The sequence below is a fragment of the Rossellomorea sp. QJM3NY_18 genome (assembly GCF_056173145.1).
In genome coordinates this window covers 4,078,328-4,101,755 of sequence record NZ_CM149659.1, presented here as the reverse complement: position 1 = coordinate 4,101,755, position 23,428 = coordinate 4,078,328, and the positions used below count along the sequence as shown (strand labels likewise).

The following is a 23,428-nucleotide window of genomic DNA, read 5'->3' as shown; positions in this document are numbered from 1 at the left end:
CAAGAAATTACATATTTTCGTATTATTAAATGCTCGGTTTTGCCGTTGCCGGAATCCTTGGCTTAGACACCATCTTCTCACGGAACTCACGAACAAGTTCATCCCCGGAGTACCCTTTCTGGACCAAGTCATCAAGCAGTATTTCCGCATATTCATTCCGTTGTTTCTTCAATTTTCCTTCAAACATAATGCTGATATGTTTATCCATTTCTTTGATACAACGGATGGATGTCATGAAGGCAGCAGGATCATTGGCTGCATGGGAAATCACGACCTGGATTTCCAAGTCTTCTTTGCTTTGCTGAGCCTTTTGGAAAAATTCGATGTATTCATTCGACATATACGTTTCGACAAGCCATGTTTTCTGACCGTCTTCTTTATTGATGATCAGACCGTCCACAAGCTCGAAGTCATGCAGTTCCTCGTTCTCCACTACTTGAAGGGAAATCACTTTAAAGGTTTTCATGAACGAACATCTCCCATTTAAAGGTTTTATCAAATTATATCACAGGGGGGATTTGTTTCCCTAATACATTTATAAATGAAAAAAATGACGAAAGATGCAATTTTGTGTTTTTGACCATGATTTTAATGAAAAAGAGGAAAATCTCCCTAGGCGAATTTCCGAAATTCAAGCCGTTTTTGCCTCGAATTTCGGAAATTCACGATTTTACAAGATTTGCACATAGAAGTAAGATGATATCACCTTAACAGAAAGGAGGAGATGAACCCAAGTGATCAACCAAGTGACCCTGGTGGGAAGACTGACGAAAGATCCGGAAGCGAGAAAAACAACGGAGGGAAAATCAGTACTTAGCGTGACGATTGCCGTGAACCGGCCTTATAAGAATCAGCAAGGCCAAACTGATGCCGACTTTGTACTCTGTACGATGTGGAACCGTGCAGCGGACAATACGGAGAAGTACTGCAGGAAGGGTTCCGTCGTTGGGGTGACCGGCCGCATCCAAACACGTTACTTTGAAAATGATCAAGGGAAGCGGACGTATATCACCGAAGTCGTCGCTGAAAACGTCCGTTTCCTGGACAGTAAGCACGCATCCCCGGTTACACCTGAACCGAGCAAGAAAGAACCAATCGAATTGCCGTTCTAATTTTTTAAAAGGGAGATGGAGTTTTGGTCACACTGCAAGAACTTGAACAAAGAATCGATCGACTGGAAAAAATGACGGAAGATCTCATTAAAAAAGTAGCAAGAGTCAATGTCGAAAACTTCTACTTATCTCAACGGGTAACCGCCCTTGAACAAGGATACGAATATCCAAACCCGGTTTTGAAAACCTCATCTTGATCTTTTATAACCCTCAACCAGATTTCTTTCCATAAGCGTTAATCCAACCTATAAGTACTCTGTCTCAAATTCCAATGGTCACCCGCACGATGCCCCTGATTTGCCTCATTAGACATAAATATGTATAGCGGTTAGTAAGTGAAATATTCCCCTTTTTGTCTTCATATTGAGCCGGTTTCCTTGAGGGGAGGCTGGTGTTTTTTTTATTAGTTATGGTTGTTCACGATTTGGAACGAGTTTCACAGTACAAAGGAGAAAAAGCATCACTTTTTAAATGGAAATCCTATTATATTTGTACAAAACACTGATTTGTCCAACCCCTTTTAAAAAAAACCCCTTTCCCATAAAAGGAAAGAGGCAACAACAACATCTATTCCAACACCAGCAACGATTCCAGATCCTGATCCGACAATTCCGTTACCCACTGGTCACTGCGGATGATTTCGTCGTTCAGAGCCTGCTTTTTCATGAGCATGGCATCGATTTTTTCTTCAAGGGTGCCTGATGAAACGAGCTTGTGCACGTGGACGAAGCGTTTCTGGCCGATCCGGTAGGCACGGTCGGTGGCCTGGTTCTCGACGGCCGGGTTCCACCAGCGGTCGTAGTGGACGACGTGGTTGGCAGCGGTCAGGTTCAGACCGGTACCGCCTGCTTTCAGTGACAGAAGGAAGACAGGGAAGTCGCCGTTTTGGAATTTCTCGACGAGTTCATCCCGTTTTCCTTTAGCCGTGCTTCCGTTCAGGAACGGGACATTAACATCGAATTCTTCCTTCATCACTTCCTGGATCATCTCGCCCATTGAGATATACTGGGTAAAGATCAGGCAGGCTTCGCCAGATTCTAGGGCGGTTTCAACGATGTCCTTCAGTTTCTGCATTTTTTCAGAGCGGGACAGGATCGACTTCGGGTCCGGTTCTTTTAAATAGAGAGCCGGATGGTTACAGAGCTGCTTCAGCTGGTTAAGCATTTGCAGGATCAATCCTTTGCGCTCAAATCCGCTCAGTGTTTCTATTTTAGCGAGCGTGTCTTTCACAAGCTGCTCATACAGGGCCGCCTGCTCGGCAGTCAGATGACAATATTCTTTCTGCTCGAGTTTTTCAGGCAGATTCAATTCGACTTCAGGGTCTTTCTTCGTACGACGCAGTAAGAACGGTTTGATTTTGGCCTGAAGCTCTTTGACTTTTTCTTCGTTCTCGTCTTTTTCGATGGGAGCGATGTAATTTTTCTGGTACTGGGTGAACCCACCGAGATAGCCGTGGTTCAGGAAATCAAAGATCGACCACAGTTCTGACAGACGATTCTCCATCGGGGTCCCGGTGAGAGCAATATGATGCTTGCCGCTCAGCTTACGGATCGCACGGGACTGCTTCGTATTGGCATTCTTGATATTTTGGGCCTCATCAAGAGAAATCGATGTCCATTCGACGAGTGATAGCTCGTCATAATCGATATGGGACAAGCCGTAAGAGGTGAGCACCACATCGACATCTTTGATCGCAGCAGCAAAATTTTCTCCCTTTGCACGGGTTGGACCGTAATGTAGATGAACCTTCAAGTCCGGAGCAAATTTCTCCAACTCACGCTGCCAGTTTCCGAGCACGGAGGTAGGGGCAACGATCAGGGAAGGGGTTTCCGGTTTTTCGGTATCCCTCACATGTTGCAGATACGTGATCAGCTGTACCGTTTTCCCGAGTCCCATGTCATCAGCAAGACAGGCGCCAAAGCCAAACTTCCGTAAAAAGAGCATCCAGCTCATCCCCAGCTGCTGGTAGGGACGGAGCTCACCGATAAAACTATCAGGCGTTTCCGTAAGCGGAATCGATGACACATTCGTCAGCTGATGAACCATTTTTTTCATGGAGCGGTTGAGCTCGAGTTGGATCCGAGCGTATTGATAAGGATCATGCTCATCGTCATTGGGGTCCGTTTCCGACTCATCGTCCTCACGGGGGACAAGCTCCTGTTCGAGCATATCCTGGATCGAGATTCCTTCCTGTTTGGCTTTCGTCATCATCTGTTGAATCCGGCGAATCATGGCAGGATCGAGCTTCATCCACTGACCGCGGATTTTGACCAATTGGCGTTGATCATCAACGAGCTGATTGAAGTCATCCTCAGAAAGATTGACACCGTTCATGGAGAGACGCCAGTCGAAATCGAGCATGGCGTTGAGTCCCACGAAGGATTTACGATAGCTCGTATCCGTGTTTTTTAGCTTTGCTTTCACGAGTACTTGGGCATCCTTCATCGCTTCCCACCAGGATGGGAGGAGGATCTCAATGTCGAGATCGATGAGCTTCTCACTGAGCACGGATAGAAAATCCCATGCGTCGTGTTCACCAAGTGAGGTCCTGAGAGAGCCATCCGTGTCACGGAGGATCGGCAGCATTTTCATCCAGCGTTTCTGTTCAGCAGATACGTCGTTCAGATGTTTTTTCCAGGAAGGGGGAACCGTGTCTTCAGCAAGGGATATGATCCGATTCTGTTTCTTTCGGTCTCGTAAAATCGTTTCTAGTTCCCAGGACTCATCCTCATCGAGGGGCTCTGTAATCCGGAGTCCGATTGAAAAGGGCAGCTCTTCATCGCCGCCAGCGATCCATTCACTCCAACGCTTCTCATCAAAGTACGCATCAAGCTCCTCAGACGTCAGCGTACTCTCCTTCAGCTTCTGAATCCGCTTCATCGCACTCGATCCACCAGACGCCATCGCCTCATTCAACGCCCCCTGAAACCAGTTTTCCGTTAACGTTTTGAGGGACGGACCTCCACCGGGCAGCTCTTCCTCCCAGAATTCGTCGTTGAAGTTCGACCAGACTTCATCGGGGATGTGAAACTGGAGTCCCTTTTCCTGCCATTCTTCAAAGCGAGGCAGCCAGCGTCCGGCTTCAACGGCCTCATAGATCACCGGTGCAATCGCAATGCATGCCTGCCCGGTTTCATCCCAGTCCCACTGGATCATGCTGCTGAAATGCTCGCCGGCAAGAAGGGTCAGGAACTGCCATTTCGTGACGGGGACTCCCTCGTTCGATTCCTCGATAAGGGTTCCGTAGTAACTTTCTTCATGCCAAAGAAACAGCTGCCCCTTCCATTCTTTCGTGGGAAGGAGTTCGCCTTCATCGTTTTCCGCAGTGATGTAGAAACGGTCTTCATATTCAGTTGTATGGACATTGATTTTGACGGAAGACAGTTTAAGCATCGATTAACTTACCCTTTCTGCACTCTTCTTGGAACGCGCGTAAACGCTTATATTTCTCCAGAATATAGGGGAGATACACATCCCACTTATCGGTTTTCTTCGTTTTTTTATAAATCGTCCTGATCTTCTTCATATAACGGACCGCGAGCTTGTAGCTGTCGCGGTTCTTCTGATCGATCGCGGTGATGACGCCGGCGTAATAGATGGGAAGGGCGAGTTCGGGTGCTTCCTTCGTCACGTCACGGAGACCCATGCCTTCCATTTCCGCAATGCTGTAGCTCATATATTTCTGCAACTCAACCCACTCTCGGTAAGCTTTCGCCGTGATGAGATACTCGTTGTATGAGAAAAAGCTGTACGGAAGCATGGAGAGGAGAAGCTCGTTCACTAGCGTGCTGTCCTTTTCCATCAGCCAATCCATCGGCAGAATCCGCACGAACCAGCGGACGAACCGGGTCGCTTCATAATAATCAAGGGTCTCGAGATGGTCCGGCATTCTCGACAAGATATTCCGCACCAGAAAGAAGCCGACTTCATACCGCTTTCCGACGAAGAATTTTCGAAGCCAGAATTCGCTGTAAGCGACGAGTTCCGTCCCAAGCTCATCCACCACTTCACTCGCTTTATTCAAATCTTCAAGGAGGAGGTATTGATGAAGGATGGCCACGTTGTGAAAAGTGGGATCCTGGACTTCTTCCGCTTCCAATCGCGTGACTTCTTCGCGGCGCCAAGACTTCTGCTTGAACAAGTAGTACCATAGGAAGCGGTACACCTCAGCCTTCATCATCGTACTGTTCTCCGTGGAATCGCTCATCTCGATCGTCTGCTTTTTCAAAAAAGCAATATACGGATCGAAGCTGAACGGCATGGCATGGATCGACAGCTTCTCTACGGCGTCTTCCATTTCGCCCAGGAGAAAATCGTACATGCTATACTGCTCACGGCTCAGCTCGACATTCCGTTTTTGTAGAAAAAGGTCGATTTCAATCGAGAGGTAAAAGGTCGCAAACAGCTGATAAAGGGGCTTCCATTCCCGTTCGAACGGCGCTTCCTTCATAAATCGCTTCGTGATATTCTGAACGAGGACGTCCATTAAATAGGGCTGTCTTTCCAGTAACTCCAAGTCTTCTTTTTTTAGAAGAGAGTCAAAGAACTGCCACCATTCCTCTGGGCTGTTGCCCCGTGTTTTCCGTTCGTTCAATAGATCGCTTGCCTTCTTTAAGGCACCGTGTTTTTTCATTAATTCATCCAGTGACTGTGCTTCCTGACTGGCAGGCTGAGATTGACTCCGCCAACTCTGGATCCACTCACTGACCCGTCCAACTTTGTTATAGAGCATAAAAAAGGTCGCCATTTGATGCCGGCACCATTTGTCCTGAGGGCATGAGCACTTGCTTAAAAGGGGGAATAATAAATTCAGCTCTAGGGTCACAGGCGTCACATCCTGGACCTCCGCCGTCACTTCATCTTCCCGGACCTTTACGTTCGAAACCAGATTCTGACGGAACAATAGAAGGCCCTTCGAAACGACATTCTTGCTCTCGTCCTGATTCGGGTCCAGCTCACCCTGTATCGACTGACTCATGGGAAGCAACTTATCCTTCAACTCCTGAATACGAATCGACATCAACCAACCTCTCCAATCTATAAAATCGCATTCTTTTATTATAACGCAAAAGGAGGGGGAAAAGGAACTTGGGGGTGGGGGAAGTGGTGGAAAGGGGATGTTGGGTTTGTCGAATTGTGTGGTTTGGGGAGGTGGTTTGGTGGCTCGGATCGCGATTTGTAGGGGAAGCGGGCGGCGGGATAGGTCGATAATATAATTGAGGACTGTTAAAAAGATCCCTGGTGAGGTGCCAGGCACCGGCCGCTGGAAGTGGTTTTGAAAATAAATCTATGGATTTGAAAATAAACTCAAGGGATTTGATAATAAATCATCTAAATTGAAAATAAATCACCCATTATTGAAAATAAACCCAACGTTCCCCTTTCAAAACCTGCCCAATCCCCACCCTACTCCTCCACATGCACATAAAACGTCTCCCCATCATACACATTCACGCTCTTCAACCCCACTTTTTCATCATTTCTCCAATAAAAATCCTTATTTTCCGGAAAACGAAGTACCAAATCATCACGCTTCGCCACCATCACAGGATTTTTAGAGGTCCGTCCCTCAAACGACACCTCATAGCCTCTATCCCGGTAATATTTCACTCCATCCACATACCATGAAGCAAACGTGCCGTTCCTTAGGGGAAATCCCATATAAGTAGAAATCATCCTTGGGATGTCGGTGTTTTCGATCAGTCCTACCGGCTTACCTGGTCCATAAGAGTATAAAAAGACGTCTTCACCGGTATGGCCTTGGGTGGTGAAGCCGAGATGTGCCCGCTTCGCCATCAGTTTCACCATTTCATTCTCAAGATTTTCAACGCTCTTTGCGGCTTCCATCGTGCCAAATTCTTTCTCGCTCAGTTCACCCAACCCATAGCTTGAAAGAACCTCTTTTAAATTCGAACGATCCTTCTTCAGCTGTGATGTAGCGCCCTTGACGGTAAGCCTTGCTTTCTTCAGTGGCTTGATGAACCTATCGGCAGGCATATTTTTATAATCACCGTTTGTCCCGTGATTCCCAAGCGACAATCCGCTATTCCCATGATCGGTCACGGCAACCACCATGGTGTTTCCGTCCTTCCGGGCAAACTCGAGAGCCTCACTTACTGCATCGTCAAAGCTCAAGACCTCACTGATCATGCCGACCGGATCGTTCTTATGAGCGGCCCAGTCTACCTTGCTTCCTTCGACCATGAGGAAGAATCCTTTTTTACCTTGAGAAAGTCGGTCAATGGCTGCACGGGTCATCTCTGCAAGGGAAGGCTCATCGGGATTCAGCTGGGGACGGTCCAATTCATAGGAGATATCTTCATCAGCGAACACTCCCCACAGCTTTGGTGATGATGTCCCCCTTAGAAGGCCATCCCTCTTCAGAACCAGCTCATATCCTGAAGTATGGATCTCTTTAAAAAGGTTTTCTCCGTCTTCACGGCTGATCTGTTTTGTTTTCAGCATGCCGTCATCGTCTTTGGTGGGTTCCTTGGTTTGCGGCTTTAGCCATGCGCCGCCCCCTCCCAACACAACATCAAGCCCTTGGTACACCTGCTGTTCACCGATATCCCCGAACTCATTCCGGTTCAATACATGGGACGTGAAGGCAGCGGGGGTGGCGTGCTGGATGGGGGAGGTGGACACGATGCCAGTGTTGTATCCGGACAGTTTAGCGCCTTCAAGGACGGTCAAGACGGGATGTCCATCGGGGTTCATCCCTATAAAATCGGCTTTCGTCTTCACACCTGTCGCCATGGCGGAACCTGCTGCAGCGGAATCGGTTATCGCGGACTGGGCGGAATACGTCCGGACGCCGCCTCTGAGAATCGTATCAAGCTTGAGGTCCGTCCCTCGATACCAGCGGGAGAGGGTGAGGATGTCGGAGTTGGTGCCGTCCATGATCATGAGGATGACGTTTTTGTGGGGTGGTGGGGCGGCTGTTGTGGAGGAGGCGGGCAGGGTGAGTGTTAGTAGGGATAGGAGGATGGTGAGGCGTTTGAGTGTTTTCATGGTGGATTTCGTGCTCCTTTTCTTTTGGTGTAGGTATAGTATTTGTTGGTGGGGGAGGAGTATGTATGAAGAGCTAAATGAATTAAAAAAGCGACTCGTCAGTTAAACGAATCGCCTAAAATAATGTTCCGGTAGAATGCTATTTCTGCTCTAATACTCCAACCAAAAGGTTCTCTAATACAGTTGCACGGTCCAATTTTTTTAATCCCTTCAAGTTGATCCTGCTCCAATCAATTCCTGTTATGAATGGCGTCCCATGTTTCAATGCCGTGATGTCATCAGGATAAACAATATAAAATTCACCGGCTTTGACGCCTGTTATAATTTGCTGCTGACCATTAACTTTCAGTCCTGTTTTGATTTTTCTCTTTTCAACTGTTCCGTTCTTTGTAAGGAGCCAGACAAATTTTCCCGAACTGTCTTTGTCAACGGCTGTGACAGGGAGCACAATGGATCCGTTAATATTCTCTGTAATGATGGATAAAAACACATGATGCCCAGGTAGAAGGTTATTTTCATTATCCTGAAGCTTTACCTCAACAGGATACATACTGTCTGTTTGCAAGTGCGGATCATTTTTGGGAAGGGTGGAAACCTTTGTGACGATGCCTTTTAGGGTTGCTTTCTCCACATCCGATTGGACAGTGGCACTCATGTTTTCTTTCACTGTGACGATTTCTTTCTCAGTAAGATCGGTCGTAACGATGGTAGACTCTGAAGCGATCGTGATTAAAGGGTTGTCGATCTTATGTGAGAGATGTTTGATCGTCCCATCCACGCTGCTTTGAAAGGTCAAGGTCGTTTCATACGAATCAATATCCGAAATTTGCCGTTCCAAATTATCAATCTGACTTTCATTTCGTTCCACTTCAAGCTCTTTTGCAGCGATTTCTTTCTTTAATTCTACTTCGGACTGAAGTGCGCTTGCCGCCATGGGAATCTCCTTTTCATCGGATGATACCGACGGGAGTGAAGATTGCAGGGCTTTTAAGTCGCCGATAGTATCTTCAATACTATCGATCTCATCCTCCAGTTTTTCCACTTCGGATTCTAATACACTTTTTTGTTGTGTTTGATCGGTTACTTCATATTCGTAAAGGGGGGTTCCGCTCGTAATCTGATCTCCTTCCTTCACTAAGAATTTCTTGAAGGATCCAAACTCGTCATTAAAATAGATGTAGCTCTCATTTTCGGCTGTAACGACACCGGGCTTGGGGAGCTCTTTGACCAAATCATCTTTTCTGCTGACTTCCCAGTTGTCCACATGCACTTCACGGTCAACCTTGCTATTTGCTTTTTCGATCAAATAGGTGTTTGTACCAATAAACAATAGAGAGAACGTCAGTGTGCTATAAAGTATGGTTCTTTTCTTCATTTATGTTTCACAGCCTTTAGAAAGTTAAATTAGGGTTGATATGTTTAAAAAAGCTAATAACGCATTTAGAGCCCATAAGAATAAATTGGTCAAAAGAATGACCAGCCAGATGATCCAGTTTTTTTGATTGGTTAAACGTTTAATTCCTTTGTATTGAATATAGAAAACCCATATTTTAAAAAGAGAGAAGCTCCCCATTAAATAAATCACATACGATTTTGATGTTAAATATTGGATAAGTACCCCTAACGAAAGCGGGGAGGAGTACCATTCAAGGGAAAAGAAGAGTGATAATGGTATGTAGGTCAGTTTTTCAAGTAATAAAATGATCAGGACCAGACCTTGAGTGATAACCAGTTTCCGGTACTCACCGTCGTTTGAGATGGTCCAGAAAATAAGTGATGAAAAAAAGAGAATAATGGCTGCATAAAGCAATCCGGCTATTAGTCTGCCTAAGAAAAATAAAAATTTCTCCAACTCGAATGCAGTCGGGGGCAGCTTCGTCAATTCTTTAGACAAAGGGTCCATTCCTATTCCGAAAGACGAAATCAAACCAAAAATGATAATGGACATTAAGAAGAGAATTGAGACTCTTTTCTTGTATCCGTTTAGTGCCTCCATCTCGTTAAGTTGATAAAAGAAGGTTGATGGATGTTTCAAACCCTTGAAAAGTCTGACTTCTCTATGCATAAAATGTTGTCCTCCAACTTGAATAGATTCCATCTATTATTCTATCGAAAATCATCGAACTTTTCCATAAATTGTAGAACGAATTAAGAAATAAAATAAAAAAAGCGTCGAATGGACGCTTTTTGGTCAGTTTATGCTTGATAGGTTAAGTAGGTGGTTCCTGCTATTAGTAGAATCGTAATAATAACGAAACTTACATATGTAATTACTTTCTGCGTTTTCTTCTTTTTCATTGCCTCTTCCGGTGTTAAAAATGCCATTCTAAATTTCCCCCTTTTCCTGACTTGAAGCTGCTGGACAATAACGAACGTATGTATTTTATTTTTATCGATCGTTAAGTATTTCCCCACACCATCCTATTATCGGAAATATATGCTGATTGTTAATGGGCTAAAAGTCCTATTCATTTAGGAGGATGTCGAAAAATATTTTGTTGAAAATTGTATTAATATGGTAATATACCTAGTAATTGATGTTTGAACTTTCGTATAATAGTGTAATAAAGTGATAGAAACTGTTCGATATTGTAGGAGGTTGTCTGTTTGAAAGGAAATATAAGCAAGGATCAGCATGTACTCTCTGTAATCCAGAAAGCATATGACAAAGGTCAGCAGGGCAATATGGATACGGATAAAATGATTGATTGGTTGAAGCAAGAGTTGCAGAATGGTTTTTCATTAAATCAAAGCGAAAAAGCGCTGTAGAATCCTTGATGGGGAGTCACAGCGCTTTTTGGTTTTAGTGCTTTAAAATCGGAACGACACCAATTCTTTTCTTTTTTGAATCAATGATTGAATGATATGATCCAGTTCTTTTATTTGAAGGGTGAGCGTTTTGTTTCTGATTTGAATCATTCTTGTTACTTCGTCAGGGCTTGGACCTCCTTGGATATCCCTTATTTTAATGAAATATTCAGGTGAGATGATTTTCTTCCATTCTTTATCGGTCAATGAAATAGTGGCATGTTCCTGAATTATTTTATTGATTTCTTCAACATTCCAGTCGTAAAGTTCTTTTCTTTCCAGAATCGTTTTTCTGGAAATGAAACTGGCGATGGAATGTGCTTTTCGGAATGGGATGCTGTAATCCCGGGACAGGGTGTCGGCAAGCTCAGTAATCGTAATACTGGATTTCTTGGACATTTCTTTGGCATGATCTTTGTTGACTTTTAATGTGGCGATGACGGCATACATAAGCTTTAAGACACGGTTTGCGTTGTTGAACGCACGATAGAGGTGTGGCTGCAGATCATCCTCAGTATCGACGATGTCACCGAACGGGGTGTTATGCACCATGTTCATCGCGGCAAGGGCATCTCCATAAGCGCTGCTTGCGATGGAGCGGGAATGTTCGATGGACACCGGGTTTCTTTTTTGGGGCATGATGCTGCTTACCTGTACATATGGATCGGCCACCAGAAATGTTCCGAACTCCCTTGTGACATGTTGGAGGAAATCCTGGATCCATCTTCCGGTGTTGACCATGCATGTCATCAAGGCGGTAGATGTTTCCAAGAGGTAATCAGCTCCTCCTATCGAATCATAGGAGTTTTCTATGATTCGATCAAATCCCAGTAATTCACGGGTGCGCTCCCGATTGATGGGAAAGCCGGTTGTGGTCAGGGCAGCGGCTCCCAAAGGTGACTGATTCACTGTTTCATATGCTGATTGAAGCCGTTTAATATCTCTTTGCAGGACATCGTAAATGGCTAAGAAATAATGTCCCAGTGTGGTTGGCTGAGCGGGCTGGGTATGCGTATACCCTGTCATGACTGTTTCTGTATGCTGATCGGCTTGAGCGAGTAATACTTCGCTTAATTGGTTGGAAGTCTGCAGAAGCCGCAGGAGGTGTTCTCTTAGTACAAGCCGGTACATGGCAACCCCCATGTCATTTCTGCTCCGGCCGATATGGATTTTCCCGGCTAATTCGTCTCCGATTTCCTCACCGATTTTGGCTTCCATCATAAAGAACAGGTCTTCAAATTGTGGCTGGTAGCATACTCCGACTATATCCGTTTCTGCTACACGATTGATCCCCTCTAACATCTTTTCGGCTTCGGGCTTTGATATGATATTTTGTTCGGACAGCATGATGACATGGGCCCTGTGAATATCGAACATGACATGAAATAGATAGTCCCTTTGATCATTGAACACAGGCATCAGCAGCTCTTCAGCATAGGTCTTACCAGGGAAAGAACTGCCTTCACTTTTAATGAAATCGTCTAAATTGACCATTCTTTCAACTCCGATTCTAAGATAATGATCTTTCAGCTTTCACACCGAAAAACTTATTTGAAATGAACAGAATGATGGCGATGATCGCGATTTGAATCATTCCGTAAGCAGCAGCCTGCCCCATATTAAACATGCGAAGCTGGTTCATGATTTCAATGGAAATAGGGCGGTTGGATAGGGTGTAAAGTAAGACGGACGTTGGAAACTCCCCGACGGATTCCACGAAAGCAAGGAGTGTCCCGGCAAGCACGCCCGGCATGATGATCGGCAGGATGACTTTCCTAAAGGTATAGAACCATTTAGCCCCCAAGCTCCTTGCAGCTTCCTCAATCGAGTCATCAAGCTGTTCAAGTACTGCATTCGTTGAACGGACCACCAATGGGATATGCCTGATGAAGTAGGCGAGTGGCAGAATCCAGAACGTGCCGACAAGAATATTCCCGAAAGAAAAGATTGTCGGCTCGTTAAAGGCGAAAATCAGGTTCATCCCGATAACGGTTGCCGGAAGTGCCCAAGGGATCATCACTAAAATATCAACAAAGCTTTTTCCGACAAATTTGCGTTTTACTAATAAGTAAGATGTCAGAACCCCGAAAACGAGGTTCCCCGCTGTTGCAATGAAAGAAAGGATCAGACTGTTTTTGAGCGGTTTAAATATATTCGGGTCCTCAAAGAGTAACCGGTAATTTTCGAAATTAAACACCGAAGGGTACGTTTGCCATGTCCAAGTACCATCCGGAACGAGTGAAAGAAGCAGGATGGTGAAGTGGGGGAGGAGAAGGATGATCACCCCAATGATACCTGCAGCGACCAATGCCCACTTCATAAATGGATTTTTTACTTCACTTCGATGGGCACCGATCCCCTTCGAAGCCATGCGATAATCTTTGCGATTTTGATACCATCTCATGAAAAGTAAGAAACTGATTGATACAATCGATAGAATGACAGATTGTGTAGCGGCGACTTCCATATCACCGTTGATTTTGGAAAAATAGATTTGTAAACTCAGGACGCGATATCCGCCCGCTAATAGAAACGGGGCACTGAAGGATGCCATTGAAATCATAAATACGAGCAATGAAGCAGCGACAATCGCTGGAGTCAATAATGGAAAGGTTACCTTCCAGAATACCTTGAATCGGTTGGCCCCCAAGTTAAAGGCAGCTTCCTCCAGGGATGGATCAATTTTATTGATGGCTGAGGAGACAGTCATATAGAAATACACATACATGGTGTATGCGTGGACAATCAAGATACCTGATACCCCGCCGATTTTAAAGGGTACGTCCTTTAATCCGAACAAATCTTTGATGGCGTTCGGAATTAATCCCGTCTCACCGTATAAAAACATGAATGCCATGACCCCGACCAGGGAAGGGAGGACGATGGGCATAATAGCTGCCGTTGAAAAGAAATTGCGACCAGGAAAATCATAGCGATTAAAAATAAACGCCAATGGAATTCCGATCAGGGCAGCAACGAAAACACTTAACACTGAAATATAAACGGAGTTCCATAGAGCTTCCAGATTGGTTTTCGATTCTTGAGTGAAAAAGTCTGAGTAATTTTCAAATCCTATGCTGCCGTTTTTGTTCAAACTTTCCAGGAATGTCCGCAAAGAAGGATAAAGTACGTAAGCAATCAACACCAGGAGGACAGGGAGAAGCAACCATAAAGTCAAACGATGATCACGGTTTTTGATCATGGGGCATCACCGCTGATCACTGGGATGATACGCATATGTTCTTTAGGTAATTCAATCCGGATTTCATCACCCGGTTGAAGTTTACTGGAAAGAAGTGTATTCAAGGTGTGCACTTGTAAGAGTTGTTGCTCTACTTCAATTTGTACATTGATGACGGACCCAAAGAAGTGAACTTCCTTTATAGTTGCTCTGAAAACATTTTCCCCTTCGTTATCCACAAGTTTAATAGCTTCTGGACGAATCGAGAGGGCAATGTCACCTTGCTCATTCATTTCACCGATGTCAGGGTGGTTATGTACAGCGATTTCTTGGGTGATGGTGCCGTTTTTTGCGGAGACATACACGCTGTCTTCCTCGACACGGTTGAGGGAAACGGGTAATAGATTAATCTCCCCGATGAAACGTGCGACAAAGTCATTGGCGGGTGAATTATAGATTTCAGTCGGTGTCCCTATCTGATGGCATACACCGAAGTTGAAAACGGCAATCCTGTCACTCATGGAGAGGGCTTCTGCCTGATCATGAGTCACGTAAATGGTGGTGATATTATATTCTTTCTGTAACCTGAGGATCTCGCTTCTCATTTCGTCACGAAGTTTCGCATCCAGATTACTCAGTGGTTCATCTAACAGAAGGATTTCAGGCTCGATCACCAATGCACGGGCTAACGCGACACGCTGTTGTTGACCTCCACTTAATTGACTCACTTGACGGTCGGAATATTGTTCAAGTCTGACTTTATTCAAAACCTCTCGAACCCGGGCCTTTACTTCTTTAACAGCCAGCTTCCGGACTTTTAAGCCGAAAGCAACATTTTCAAATACCGTCATGTGAGGAAAAAGGGCATAGTTCTGGAAAACCATGCCCGTATTTCTTTTTTCAGGAGGTACACGCGTCATGTCCTTTTCACCAAAACGAACGACACCTTTAGTAGGATAGTAGAATCCGGCAATCATCCTGAGGGTGGTTGTCTTACCACAACCGCTTGGACCAAGGAAGGTAAAGAATTCTCCGTCCTTGATATCCAAGTTTAATTGATCAACTGCTACAACCTTTCCAAAGGCTTTCTGGACATTATCTATTTTTATCGACGCCATACCGGTCACACTTCCTATTCTTTGATTTCTTTCTCTCCGTTTTTGATGTTTTCATCCCAATACTTCATCCACTCATCACTTTTTTCCTGGAATACTTTCCAGTCGATGTCCATACTCTTGATTTCAGTGTCCGTGATCCATTCAGGAAGTCCCTCGACATCATCCCTCGTCGGAATGCGGTAGAATTCTTCTGCCAGGATCTTCGCGGCTTCGGGAGTATTGACAAATTCGTAAAAGGCTTCGGCTGCCTTTGGATGAGGTGCGCCTTCAACAAGTGCGATACCCTCTGTCAGTACTGGTGTCCCGCTCTCAGGTATGATGAATTCAAAGGGGTAGTTCTTGTTTTCTTTTAACATGACGACATCCGGCATCGCCCAGACAGAAAGGGCCCCTTCGCCTTTTGCAACCTTGTTGTACATCATTTCAGGGTTTGCTGAATATTCTTTCGTATTCGCATCTAATTTCTCGAGCCACTCATATCCTTTAGCCGGATCATTTGAATCTTTGTAATCACGATAAATCATCGCCGAGAAAATCGTCCTCATCGTTCCGGAAGCGAGAGGGTAACGAATGATGATCTCGTCTTTCCACTTCGGATCCAGTAATTCATCCCAGTCTTTAGGGGCTTCTTCTTTTGTTATTTCTTTGCTGTTATACATGATGACTTCCGGAGTCTGGCTCGTACCGGACCAGTTCCATTCAGGATCGTGGAAGCCTTCATCCAGGCTGGACGCATAGGACGGTTCATAAGGTTTCAGCAGTCCTTCATCTTTCGCTTGATCAAAGTTTGTGGAAGGAGCCCCCCACCAGACGTCTGCCTGCGGGTTGTTCTTTTCCGAACGGATCCTGTCCAGGATTTCCTGTGACCCCATATCGAGCCACTCAACGTCGATATTGTATTTTGCTTCAAATTGCTGTTCGAATTTAGACAGGATGTCTTTTCCATGAGGAGAATACACAACAATCTTTTCTTCAAGTTTATTATCCTTTTCCCCAGAGCTGCTTGAACTTGACCCTTTCTCTGATCCACCACAGGCTGAAAGCAGTAAAGAAGCAGATAGAGATACCGTTGCCACCATCGATAATTTCTTGTTCAACTTCATGAAAAATCCCCCTTGTTTATCAAAAATTAATCATACCCTCGTGCTCGCGTAAAAAAAGTGAAACTGCACCTAAAACGCCCACATTTCCCCCTAATTGTGAAATCTTCAATTCAACTGAACTGGGAAGATACTGATCAACCATCTTCCGTAGTCTGGGAAGAATGAAATCGGATGACTTTAACACACCACCTCCTAAAATAATAACTTCTGGATTTAGTAAGCTTGCTGCATTGATGATCCCGTATCCCAAATGGTCAATCGCATCATGGACAACGGAGAGGGCAGTCGGGTCTCCGGATTTTGCCAGATGAAAGGCAATTTCCCCGGATAACTCTGATTGTTTCGCCTCATCATAAGCAGGATGCTCAGGGTTCTCCAATACGAGGGTTGTCAGTTTATGTCCAATGGACTTGCCGCCTGCTACACTCTCGAGATAACCATACCGATGAAACATCGGTTTGAAATCATTCTGGAGGTCATTTTTATCAGTCACCATATAACCAATCTCCCCGGCGGCATTGGAGTGCCCCCTGTAAAGCTGATTATTGATGATAATCCCGCTTCCGATACCAGTCCCGACAGCCATGAACAGGACATGGCGATTGTTTTTCGCGCTTCCGACCCACTGCTCCCCCAGTGCAGCAACATTGACATCGTTGTCGACGTGGATGGGGAAGGGGAAGTGCTTTTCAGCTTCTGAAAGGATCGGGTATCGGATCCAATTGAGGCTCGGGGCTTCAAGGACCACCCCATTCTGTGTGATTCCCGGAACACCGATGCCCATTCCTAATACATCACCGGTTGGAATGTCCAGATGATCAAGCATGCGGAAGACATCTTTTGCAATCTGATCCAAAAGGCCTGTCTGCAAATAATGTGATGTTGAAAAGCTTTTTGAATGAAGGACGTTTCCGCTTAGATCGGAAACAATCGTCTTCACCTTCGTACCTCCGATGTCCGTTCCAATCACATAGGCAGCTTTTTCATTGAAAAAGAGCTGGATCGGCTTCCTTCCTCCATGTGATGAAGAGGGTCCGATTCCTTTTTCATACACCCAATTTGTTTTTATCAATTCATCTACAATCAACGAGATGGTCGGCTTACTCAGGTTCATCTGTGCAGCAATTTCCGCCCTGGAAATAGGCGAGTTCTCTTGAATGCACTGAAGTACTCTCTTTTTATTCATCGATTTCATCTGCATAGGTGCCCCTCTCAAACTCATTGCATCACGGCCTTCTTTATTTTGGTTAGTAAACTTTACTAATTAACAAGAAATATACCTTATTATGGAATAAGTTACAATAGTTATTTTAATTTTATGAACATTTAAAAAAGTAATATGACAACAGTTTGAATTTTCTGTAAAACAATTATTTACATTATTATCCTTGTGTGATAATAATAAGAAGAGGTTGGTCGGTTTAGTTAGTTAGGTAATTTAACTAACATACTAAAGACCTATGACGAAAGGAGTGTTAGGGGCGTTTGAACGGTAAACCAAATTCCTGAAAAAATGAAAGGGGTTACACGATGAAGTTTATGAGCTATTTGCTTTCGCTGTTGTTGGTGCTTTCTTTTTTACCTTTTAGTGGTGTCGTTCATTCAGAAGAGCATGATGTAGAATTGTGGAATGCCGTTAAACCTTTGGCTACGACGGTAACGTTCTTGAACACAGGGGCTCATCCGGATGATGAGCGAAGCGATTTCCTTGCGTACTTATCCAGGGGCCTTGGAGTGAAGACCTCTAGCTTGATTGCGAATAGAGGAGAGGGCGGGCAAAATGAAATCGGCCAGGAGCTCGGGAACGCCCTTGGGATCATCCGCTCCAGGGAAATGATCGAAGCCGCCAAGATTACAGGCGTAAAAGCCTACCACCTCAGTGAAACCACCTCAGATCCGATTTACGACTTTGGATTTTCAAAGACCCCAGATGAAACGCTGGCAAAGTGGGGGGAAGATCTCACTTACGAAAGGCTCATCCGGTTCATCCGGACCTACCAGCCGGATATTCTAATGCCATCCTTCCGAAACTCAGACACCCAACATGGACATCATCGCGCCATCTCCATACTTAGTGAACGTGCGTTCGAGGACGCAGCAAATCCAGATGTTTTCCCGGACCAACTGAAAGAAGGATTGTCAGTTTGGCAGGTGAAGAAATTCTATTTACCTGCGGAATCAAAAGACACAGCCACCACATCCATAGAAGTCGGGGATTATGATCCCATCTATGAAATGTCTTACCCGCAAATCGGGGAACAATCCCGCTATATGCATAAGAGCCAGGGGATGGGGAGTGAAGTGGAGGTCGAGCCAAGACAGACACTACTTAACCTAGAGAAAAGTACTGTAGAAACGACAGGCACTGATGAACTTTTCGAAGGGATCCCGTATGATTTTAAAGAGTGGGCAGAAGAGATGCCTAAGGGAGAGAAGTCACTCAAAGTTCACTTCACTAAGTTCCAAAAGAGCTTAGAAGGGATCATTTCAAGCTATCCTGATCGAGGTGAAACATTCAATAAAACACAGAAAGCATTAAAAGAAGTAGAGAAACTTGAGAAGAAAACCGCAAAGGCAAAGCTTGATGATCAAATGAAGAAAGATTTGCTTCATAAGATTTCCTTGAAGAAAGAGCAGTTGAACACTGTGAGCTTTGTCGCTTCGGAATTAAGCGTGGAGGCTTCTTCAGAAACCAATGTTTTGACAAAGGGTCAAGATGTAGAGGTGACCGTCCAACTGGTCAACGAGGGAGAAAAGAAGCTGAAAAAAGCGAAAGTCGAGCTACTGACACCAGAAGGATGGAAAGTAGCCAAAAATGGAAAATCGGTAGACCTGAAACCTGGTGATGAGCGTGAAATGACCTTTACCGTAGGAGTACCGGAAGATGCTGACTATTATCACGCATACAAAGAACCGGCCATCCAGGCGAAAGTGAGCTTTGAATCTGCCGGGTCTAGATCGACCCACGTCCAAAATCTGGACGGAACCATCGCTGTCTTACCTGATGTAGGCATAACCCTTAACCCGGAGGATATCGTGGTTAACCGGGCTGAAATACAGGACGAAATCCCGGTGGTAGCGAAGGTGAAGAACTATCGCAATGGAGCTGCCTCTTCACAGGTGAAGCTATCGGCCCCTGAAGGTTGGGAGGTATCCCCTCAAGAGGTGACGGTTCAATTTGATAATTCACAGGAAGAGAAAGACGTTACCTTTACACTCACTCCGCCGGAAGACATCGGTGAAGGGAATTTCAAGGTGGATGCACAAGCCGTCGTCGACGGTGAAACCTTCTCTTCAACGGTCCAGGAAATAAGCTATGACCATATCGGGACGTTTTATTACTTGTATGATTCTAAAGTGAACGGAGTGGCGTTTGAATTGCTGACTCCTGAAAACTTGAAAGTAGGCTACATTGAAAGTGGCTTTGATAAAGTGGCAGATTATCTCCGCAATGTGGGAATGGACATTACATCCCTCACGGAAGAAGATTTGGCTTCGGGAGATCTCAGCCAATACGATACGATCGTGACCGGGATCCGTGCTTATTTATCCAGGGAAGACCTGGTCGCGAATAATCCACGCCTGAAAGAATACGTCGAAAACGGGGGCCATCTGGTTGTTCAATACCATAAACCGAACGACGGATGGGATAAAGATACGACAGCACCATATCCGTTAACCATTGGTAACCCGTCGATCCGCTGGAGAGTGACGGACGAAGATGCGGACGTGACGGTATTGCAGCCGGAATCACCATTATTCAATTACCCTAATACGATCACCGGGTCGGACTGGGATAACTGGATACAAGAAAGAGGCCTATACTACCCAATGGATTGGGATGAACGCTATGAAACATTCGTTCGCATGGCAGACCCGAACGAAGAGCCATTCGACGGAGGCATCCTAATGGCCGAATACGGTGAAGGAACCTACCTATACACCAACCTCGTATTCTACCGACAAATCCAAGGAGGAGTACCAGGAGGCTACCGAATCTTCACCAACCTCCTAAGCTACGGAAAAACCAACTAAAAGTAAGGTCCGTCCTTTGAGGGACGGACCTTACTTTTATGCATGAATTTCAAAAGGAATGCTGTTATATCAAGCTTTTTCCTTATCTCATAAGAGGAAATTTGAGGTCCGTCCCTCCCACGGGAGTTCTACCAGTCCTTCGTCGTCTGGTAGAAGTGGTTTACGTGTGCGATGAATTTTTCTTTGCGCTTTTCTGTGAAGTAGGAGAGGGATGACAGGGTTCGCTTGAATTTTGGATGCTCCTGGAGGGTTTTTAGGATTTCTTTTGTTTCTTCGTCTTCGAAGGTTTCTCTCAGAATCATGGGGTCGTGGCTTTGTCCAAGGCTGTCGCTCTCCTCCCCGTACATGATCCGGTTCATTTCATGGGTCGGGATTTTATAGACTTCCTTAAAGGTAAGCAGCATTTTGTAGGGGATGTCCCTTGCACCGGTTTCATAGTTTGATAGTGCCCCCTGGCTGATATTCAGGCGAAGGGCAGCTTCTCTCTGGGTCAGCTCTAATACATCATTGCGATAACGCTGTAACTCTACATGTAGATCCATTGTTTTCACCGACTATCCCTTTTTTCTTCAAGATAAAGGTTTTACGGGCAGGCATTAGGAAATTACACGTTTTGAAATATTTATTCTGATTACGTTTCAATATAATTTGGAAAAAGTATACAAATTTACAGTAAAACGTATTAAAATGTAAATATAATTGTGATTTTGTCGAATTGGGGGTAAAGGTGGAGATAGAATGGGGGAACAACATAATAGGGATGAGGCTGGCCTTTCTACGAAGGGAATAAAGAAAGTCATCACATGGATCCAGATGAAACCGGAATCCAACCTGGTGTTCAGCACAACGCATCACGGTAAACGGCGAATCATCTACTACACACCAAAAAGCATCACCAACCTAGACGACCACAGAAGAGATAGATAGAACGAGGGGCGGACCTCTCTACCCATTCCATTTACACGGTACTGTGAATGAATAGAGGTCCGTCCCTCAATAAAAAAGAGGATTTTATGCATTCGTGTCGAATAGATTTAATGTAAGATTATGAGATTGAGAGAAGGAGTGAGGGTATGGTTCGAACGCCTCGGAATTGGAGTCCGGGAACGACGTATCATGTGACGGCGAGAGGGAACCGGAAGCAGGATCTGTTTCATGATGATGACGATCGCAAGAAGTATTTAACGTATTTGCAGGAAACGAAAGAAAAGTACCCATTTACCATCCACGGCTACTGTTTGATGTCCAACCACATTCATCTGCTGATCGAAACCCACGATGTTCCACTGGAGAAGTCCATCCGTATCCTTCACACCCGATACGCCGTCTATTTCAATAAAAAATATGATTATGTCGGGCATGTGTTCCAAGGGCGGTATGGATCGACCAAGATCGATACACCATCGTATTTTATTAATGCCAGCAGATATATCCACCACAATCCAGTTGAAGCAAAACTCACCATTCACCCCGAGACATACCCCTGGAGCAGTTATCCTTTCTACATCCATTCCATTGATAACCCCTTACTTTCCAAGGAACGCACGCTCAATTATTTTCCGGCTCCTCAAATCAGCAGATATCAGGAGTATGTAGAAAAGGGCGTACAAAAAGTAGAACTCCATAAAAATACAATTAAAAAGTGAAACAATAGAAGTTTTTGGAAAAAATATAGAGGATTTTGGGTGTTGGTGTCGAAATTCATATTCAGTAGGACGAAATCCCTATTTTTAGGAGGAGGAAAGTATGAGAAAAGAATTTCTTTTAGTATTCGAGGATTTTCACATTTCCAAAAGAATCGTCAAGAAATCAAAAAAACATTTAGTCGTTTTTCAAGGGCAGCATTATTACAATAAGTTAGTCGTGGTGAACCGTCCGCCGGGATTCTCTCATGCGCTCGAGAGCATCATGTACTCGGATAAAATTCTCGAAACAGTCGGGTTCACGACATTGTTTGCCGTTCCCGTCGATCGGAATCACTCCATCCCATTCAAGTTTGTACGGATAGGTGACATCACACCAAAGGATTGTAAGATTGTACTCGAAAAGCGGGAGGGAACGGAGCGATTGAATATCCTGCCCTTGTACCCTGTAGACGGCCCACTTTCCAGCGAAGACAAACAGGATATCCTATCCTACTTAAGCCTGAAGTCCGATGACGGAACCGTCACCTACCTCATGAACAATCCCCAGATATTCAAAGGAAAAGGAAAAAAACAAGAAGAGTAAAGGAGGAATGAGGCGAACCTGAACAGGTACGTCTTTTTTTGAGGGACGGACCTCCACCAGCTCTTCTGCCGTTATCCTTCAAAAACCCTTTACCACGCTACCAAACTACCTCTCTAAGTTTCTAAAATCACTCTTTTTTTCGTTGACCTCTCCTGATTCAGACCATACAATAATAGTAGTTATTAGTATTTTTAGAATTTTCATGTAAGGTGCGAATGCCACTTGAATAAGACAAATCATACTCGTATCGGAAAAAATGCCATGCTTCTTCTCCTCTTAGACAGGGAAGAGGAAGAGTGGAATCGTCATTTCAATGAGCTGAATTGGAGTTACTGCACCGGTAAGGTCGGTTCCATGGACAGTCAGAAGATTGTAGCCGCGATAGAAACAGCGGCGAAGCGGAGTGACCTGGTCCGGGAAGATCTGTACCGGGAGATGCATGCCTTGTATCACGCCATCATGGAAGCACTGACAGGGGTCACCCGCGGTCAGACCCAATTGGGTGAAATCCTGCGGACAGTGGGCTTGCGCTTTTCGGTTGTGAGAGGGACTCCGTATGAAAGTGAAGAGGAAGGCGAATGGATCGCAGTAGCGTTATACGGGACGATTGGTGCACCCATTAAGGGATTGGAGCACGAAACGATCGGCCTTGGGATTAATCATATTTAAATAAGAGAGAGCCTAGAGATATTAGTTGAAAGGAGGCTCGACCAACGGCAGAAGTCTGTCGTTGGTCGAGCCTCCTTTTTGTGTGGGAACGCAGACACAGGGGTCCGTCCCGCAGTAGGTTAAAGCGTTAAAGAGAAAAAATCAGCAATAACAGCATAAAAC

21 protein-coding genes are annotated in these 23,428 nt (G+C 45.0%); 8 read left to right on the top strand and 13 right to left on the bottom strand.

Going from position 1 to position 23,428, the window contains the following annotated elements:
• Positions 1–25: 25 nt before the first annotated feature.
• Positions 26–466: a YwpF-like family protein gene (locus AC0VXY_RS21015; RefSeq protein ID WP_435988997.1), complete on the bottom strand. Its 441-nt coding sequence runs from the start codon at positions 464–466 to the stop codon at positions 26–28.
• A gap of 268 nt (positions 467–734) precedes the next feature.
• On the opposite strand from AC0VXY_RS21015, the gene AC0VXY_RS21010 reads away from it, so the two are divergent.
• Together AC0VXY_RS21010 and AC0VXY_RS21005 are read left to right on the top strand one after the other, a co-directional pair.
• Positions 735–1,112, top strand: a complete 378-nt coding sequence (locus AC0VXY_RS21010) for a single-stranded DNA-binding protein (RefSeq protein WP_475526457.1) — start codon at positions 735–737, stop codon at positions 1,110–1,112.
• Between the two features lie 23 nt (positions 1,113–1,135).
• Complete coding sequence (locus tag AC0VXY_RS21005; protein WP_430339893.1) at positions 1,136–1,309, top strand: hypothetical protein; 174 nt, start codon at positions 1,136–1,138, stop codon at positions 1,307–1,309.
• 370 nt (positions 1,310–1,679) lie between these two features.
• On the opposite strand, the gene AC0VXY_RS21000 is transcribed toward AC0VXY_RS21005, so the two are convergent.
• The 6 genes from AC0VXY_RS21000 to AC0VXY_RS20975 form a co-directional block, all read right to left on the bottom strand.
• Positions 1,680–4,505, bottom strand: a complete 2,826-nt coding sequence (locus tag AC0VXY_RS21000) for a DEAD/DEAH box helicase (RefSeq protein WP_475526456.1) — start codon at positions 4,503–4,505, stop codon at positions 1,680–1,682.
• Positions 4,498–6,132 carry a hypothetical protein gene (locus AC0VXY_RS20995; protein ID WP_475526455.1) on the bottom strand — a complete coding sequence of 545 codons (1,635 nt, stop codon included), beginning with the start codon at positions 6,130–6,132 and terminating at the stop codon, positions 4,498–4,500. Before AC0VXY_RS20995 ends, AC0VXY_RS21000 begins: the two co-directional genes overlap by 8 nt.
• Positions 6,133–6,518: 386 nt before the next feature.
• Positions 6,519–8,123, bottom strand: coding sequence for an alkaline phosphatase (locus tag AC0VXY_RS20990; RefSeq protein WP_475526454.1), 1,605 nt, complete (start codon positions 8,121–8,123; stop codon positions 6,519–6,521).
• 139 nt (positions 8,124–8,262) lie between these two features.
• Positions 8,263–9,453 (bottom strand): efflux RND transporter periplasmic adaptor subunit, encoded by a 1,191-nt coding sequence (locus AC0VXY_RS20985; RefSeq protein WP_475526453.1) that lies wholly within the window; start codon positions 9,451–9,453, stop codon positions 8,263–8,265.
• 69 nt (positions 9,454–9,522) lie between these two features.
• A complete protein-coding gene (locus AC0VXY_RS20980) occupies positions 9,523–10,071 on the bottom strand; it encodes a hypothetical protein (RefSeq protein WP_475526452.1) in 549 nt (182 codons plus the stop codon).
• 248 nt (positions 10,072–10,319) lie between these two features.
• Positions 10,320–10,538 (bottom strand): hypothetical protein, encoded by a 219-nt coding sequence (locus tag AC0VXY_RS20975; RefSeq protein ID WP_475526451.1) that lies wholly within the window; start codon positions 10,536–10,538, stop codon positions 10,320–10,322.
• Positions 10,539–10,730: 192 nt separating this feature from the next.
• On the opposite strand from AC0VXY_RS20975, the gene AC0VXY_RS20970 reads away from it, so the two are divergent.
• On the top strand, positions 10,731–10,892 hold the full coding sequence (locus AC0VXY_RS20970) for a YwzD family small protein (RefSeq protein ID WP_475526450.1): 162 nt from the start codon (positions 10,731–10,733) through the stop codon (positions 10,890–10,892).
• Between the two features lie 42 nt (positions 10,893–10,934).
• On the opposite strand, the gene argH is transcribed toward AC0VXY_RS20970, so the two are convergent.
• From argH to AC0VXY_RS20945, 5 genes are read right to left on the bottom strand one after another with little or no spacing between them, the layout of a single operon-like run.
• Positions 10,935–12,425 carry an argininosuccinate lyase gene (argH, locus tag AC0VXY_RS20965; RefSeq protein ID WP_475526449.1) on the bottom strand — a complete coding sequence of 497 codons (1,491 nt, stop codon included), beginning with the start codon at positions 12,423–12,425 and terminating at the stop codon, positions 10,935–10,937.
• A gap of 16 nt (positions 12,426–12,441) precedes the next feature.
• Positions 12,442–14,133, bottom strand: coding sequence for an ABC transporter permease (locus AC0VXY_RS20960; RefSeq protein ID WP_475526448.1), 1,692 nt, complete (start codon positions 14,131–14,133; stop codon positions 12,442–12,444).
• Complete coding sequence (locus AC0VXY_RS20955; RefSeq protein WP_475526447.1) at positions 14,130–15,230, bottom strand: ABC transporter ATP-binding protein; 1,101 nt, start codon at positions 15,228–15,230, stop codon at positions 14,130–14,132. Before AC0VXY_RS20955 ends, AC0VXY_RS20960 begins: the two co-directional genes overlap by 4 nt.
• Positions 15,231–15,244: 14 nt before the next feature.
• On the bottom strand, positions 15,245–16,333 hold the full coding sequence (locus AC0VXY_RS20950; RefSeq protein WP_475526446.1) for an extracellular solute-binding protein: 1,089 nt from the start codon (positions 16,331–16,333) through the stop codon (positions 15,245–15,247).
• Positions 16,334–16,352: 19 nt separating this feature from the next.
• On the bottom strand, positions 16,353–17,519 hold the full coding sequence (locus tag AC0VXY_RS20945; protein ID WP_475526445.1) for an ROK family transcriptional regulator: 1,167 nt from the start codon (positions 17,517–17,519) through the stop codon (positions 16,353–16,355).
• Positions 17,520–17,863: 344 nt separating this feature from the next.
• Here AC0VXY_RS20945 and AC0VXY_RS20940 point away from each other — a divergent pair, with 344 nt between their 5' ends.
• Positions 17,864–20,368, top strand: coding sequence for an NEW3 domain-containing protein (locus AC0VXY_RS20940; protein ID WP_475526444.1), 2,505 nt, complete (start codon positions 17,864–17,866; stop codon positions 20,366–20,368).
• A 128-nt stretch (positions 20,369–20,496) separates the two neighbouring features.
• On the opposite strand, the gene AC0VXY_RS20935 is transcribed toward AC0VXY_RS20940, so the two are convergent.
• On the bottom strand, positions 20,497–20,910 hold the full coding sequence (locus AC0VXY_RS20935; protein ID WP_475526443.1) for a helix-turn-helix domain-containing protein: 414 nt from the start codon (positions 20,908–20,910) through the stop codon (positions 20,497–20,499).
• A 196-nt stretch (positions 20,911–21,106) separates the two neighbouring features.
• On the opposite strand from AC0VXY_RS20935, the gene AC0VXY_RS20930 reads away from it, so the two are divergent.
• From AC0VXY_RS20930 to hutP, 4 genes are all read left to right on the top strand, one after another.
• The gene (locus AC0VXY_RS20930) at positions 21,107–21,295 is read left to right on the top strand and encodes a hypothetical protein (RefSeq protein ID WP_475526442.1); all 189 of its coding nucleotides are present in this window, start codon (positions 21,107–21,109) and stop codon (positions 21,293–21,295) included.
• Positions 21,296–21,441: 146 nt separating this feature from the next.
• Positions 21,442–22,014, top strand: a complete 573-nt coding sequence (locus AC0VXY_RS20925) for a transposase (protein ID WP_475526441.1) — start codon at positions 21,442–21,444, stop codon at positions 22,012–22,014.
• Positions 22,015–22,114: 100 nt separating this feature from the next.
• On the top strand, positions 22,115–22,597 hold the full coding sequence (locus AC0VXY_RS20920; RefSeq protein WP_435989009.1) for a hypothetical protein: 483 nt from the start codon (positions 22,115–22,117) through the stop codon (positions 22,595–22,597).
• A gap of 222 nt (positions 22,598–22,819) precedes the next feature.
• Entirely contained in the window at positions 22,820–23,266 is a 447-nt protein-coding gene (hutP, locus tag AC0VXY_RS20915) for a hut operon transcriptional regulator HutP (RefSeq protein WP_475526440.1), read from the top strand.
• Positions 23,267–23,428: the final 162 nt, after the last annotated feature.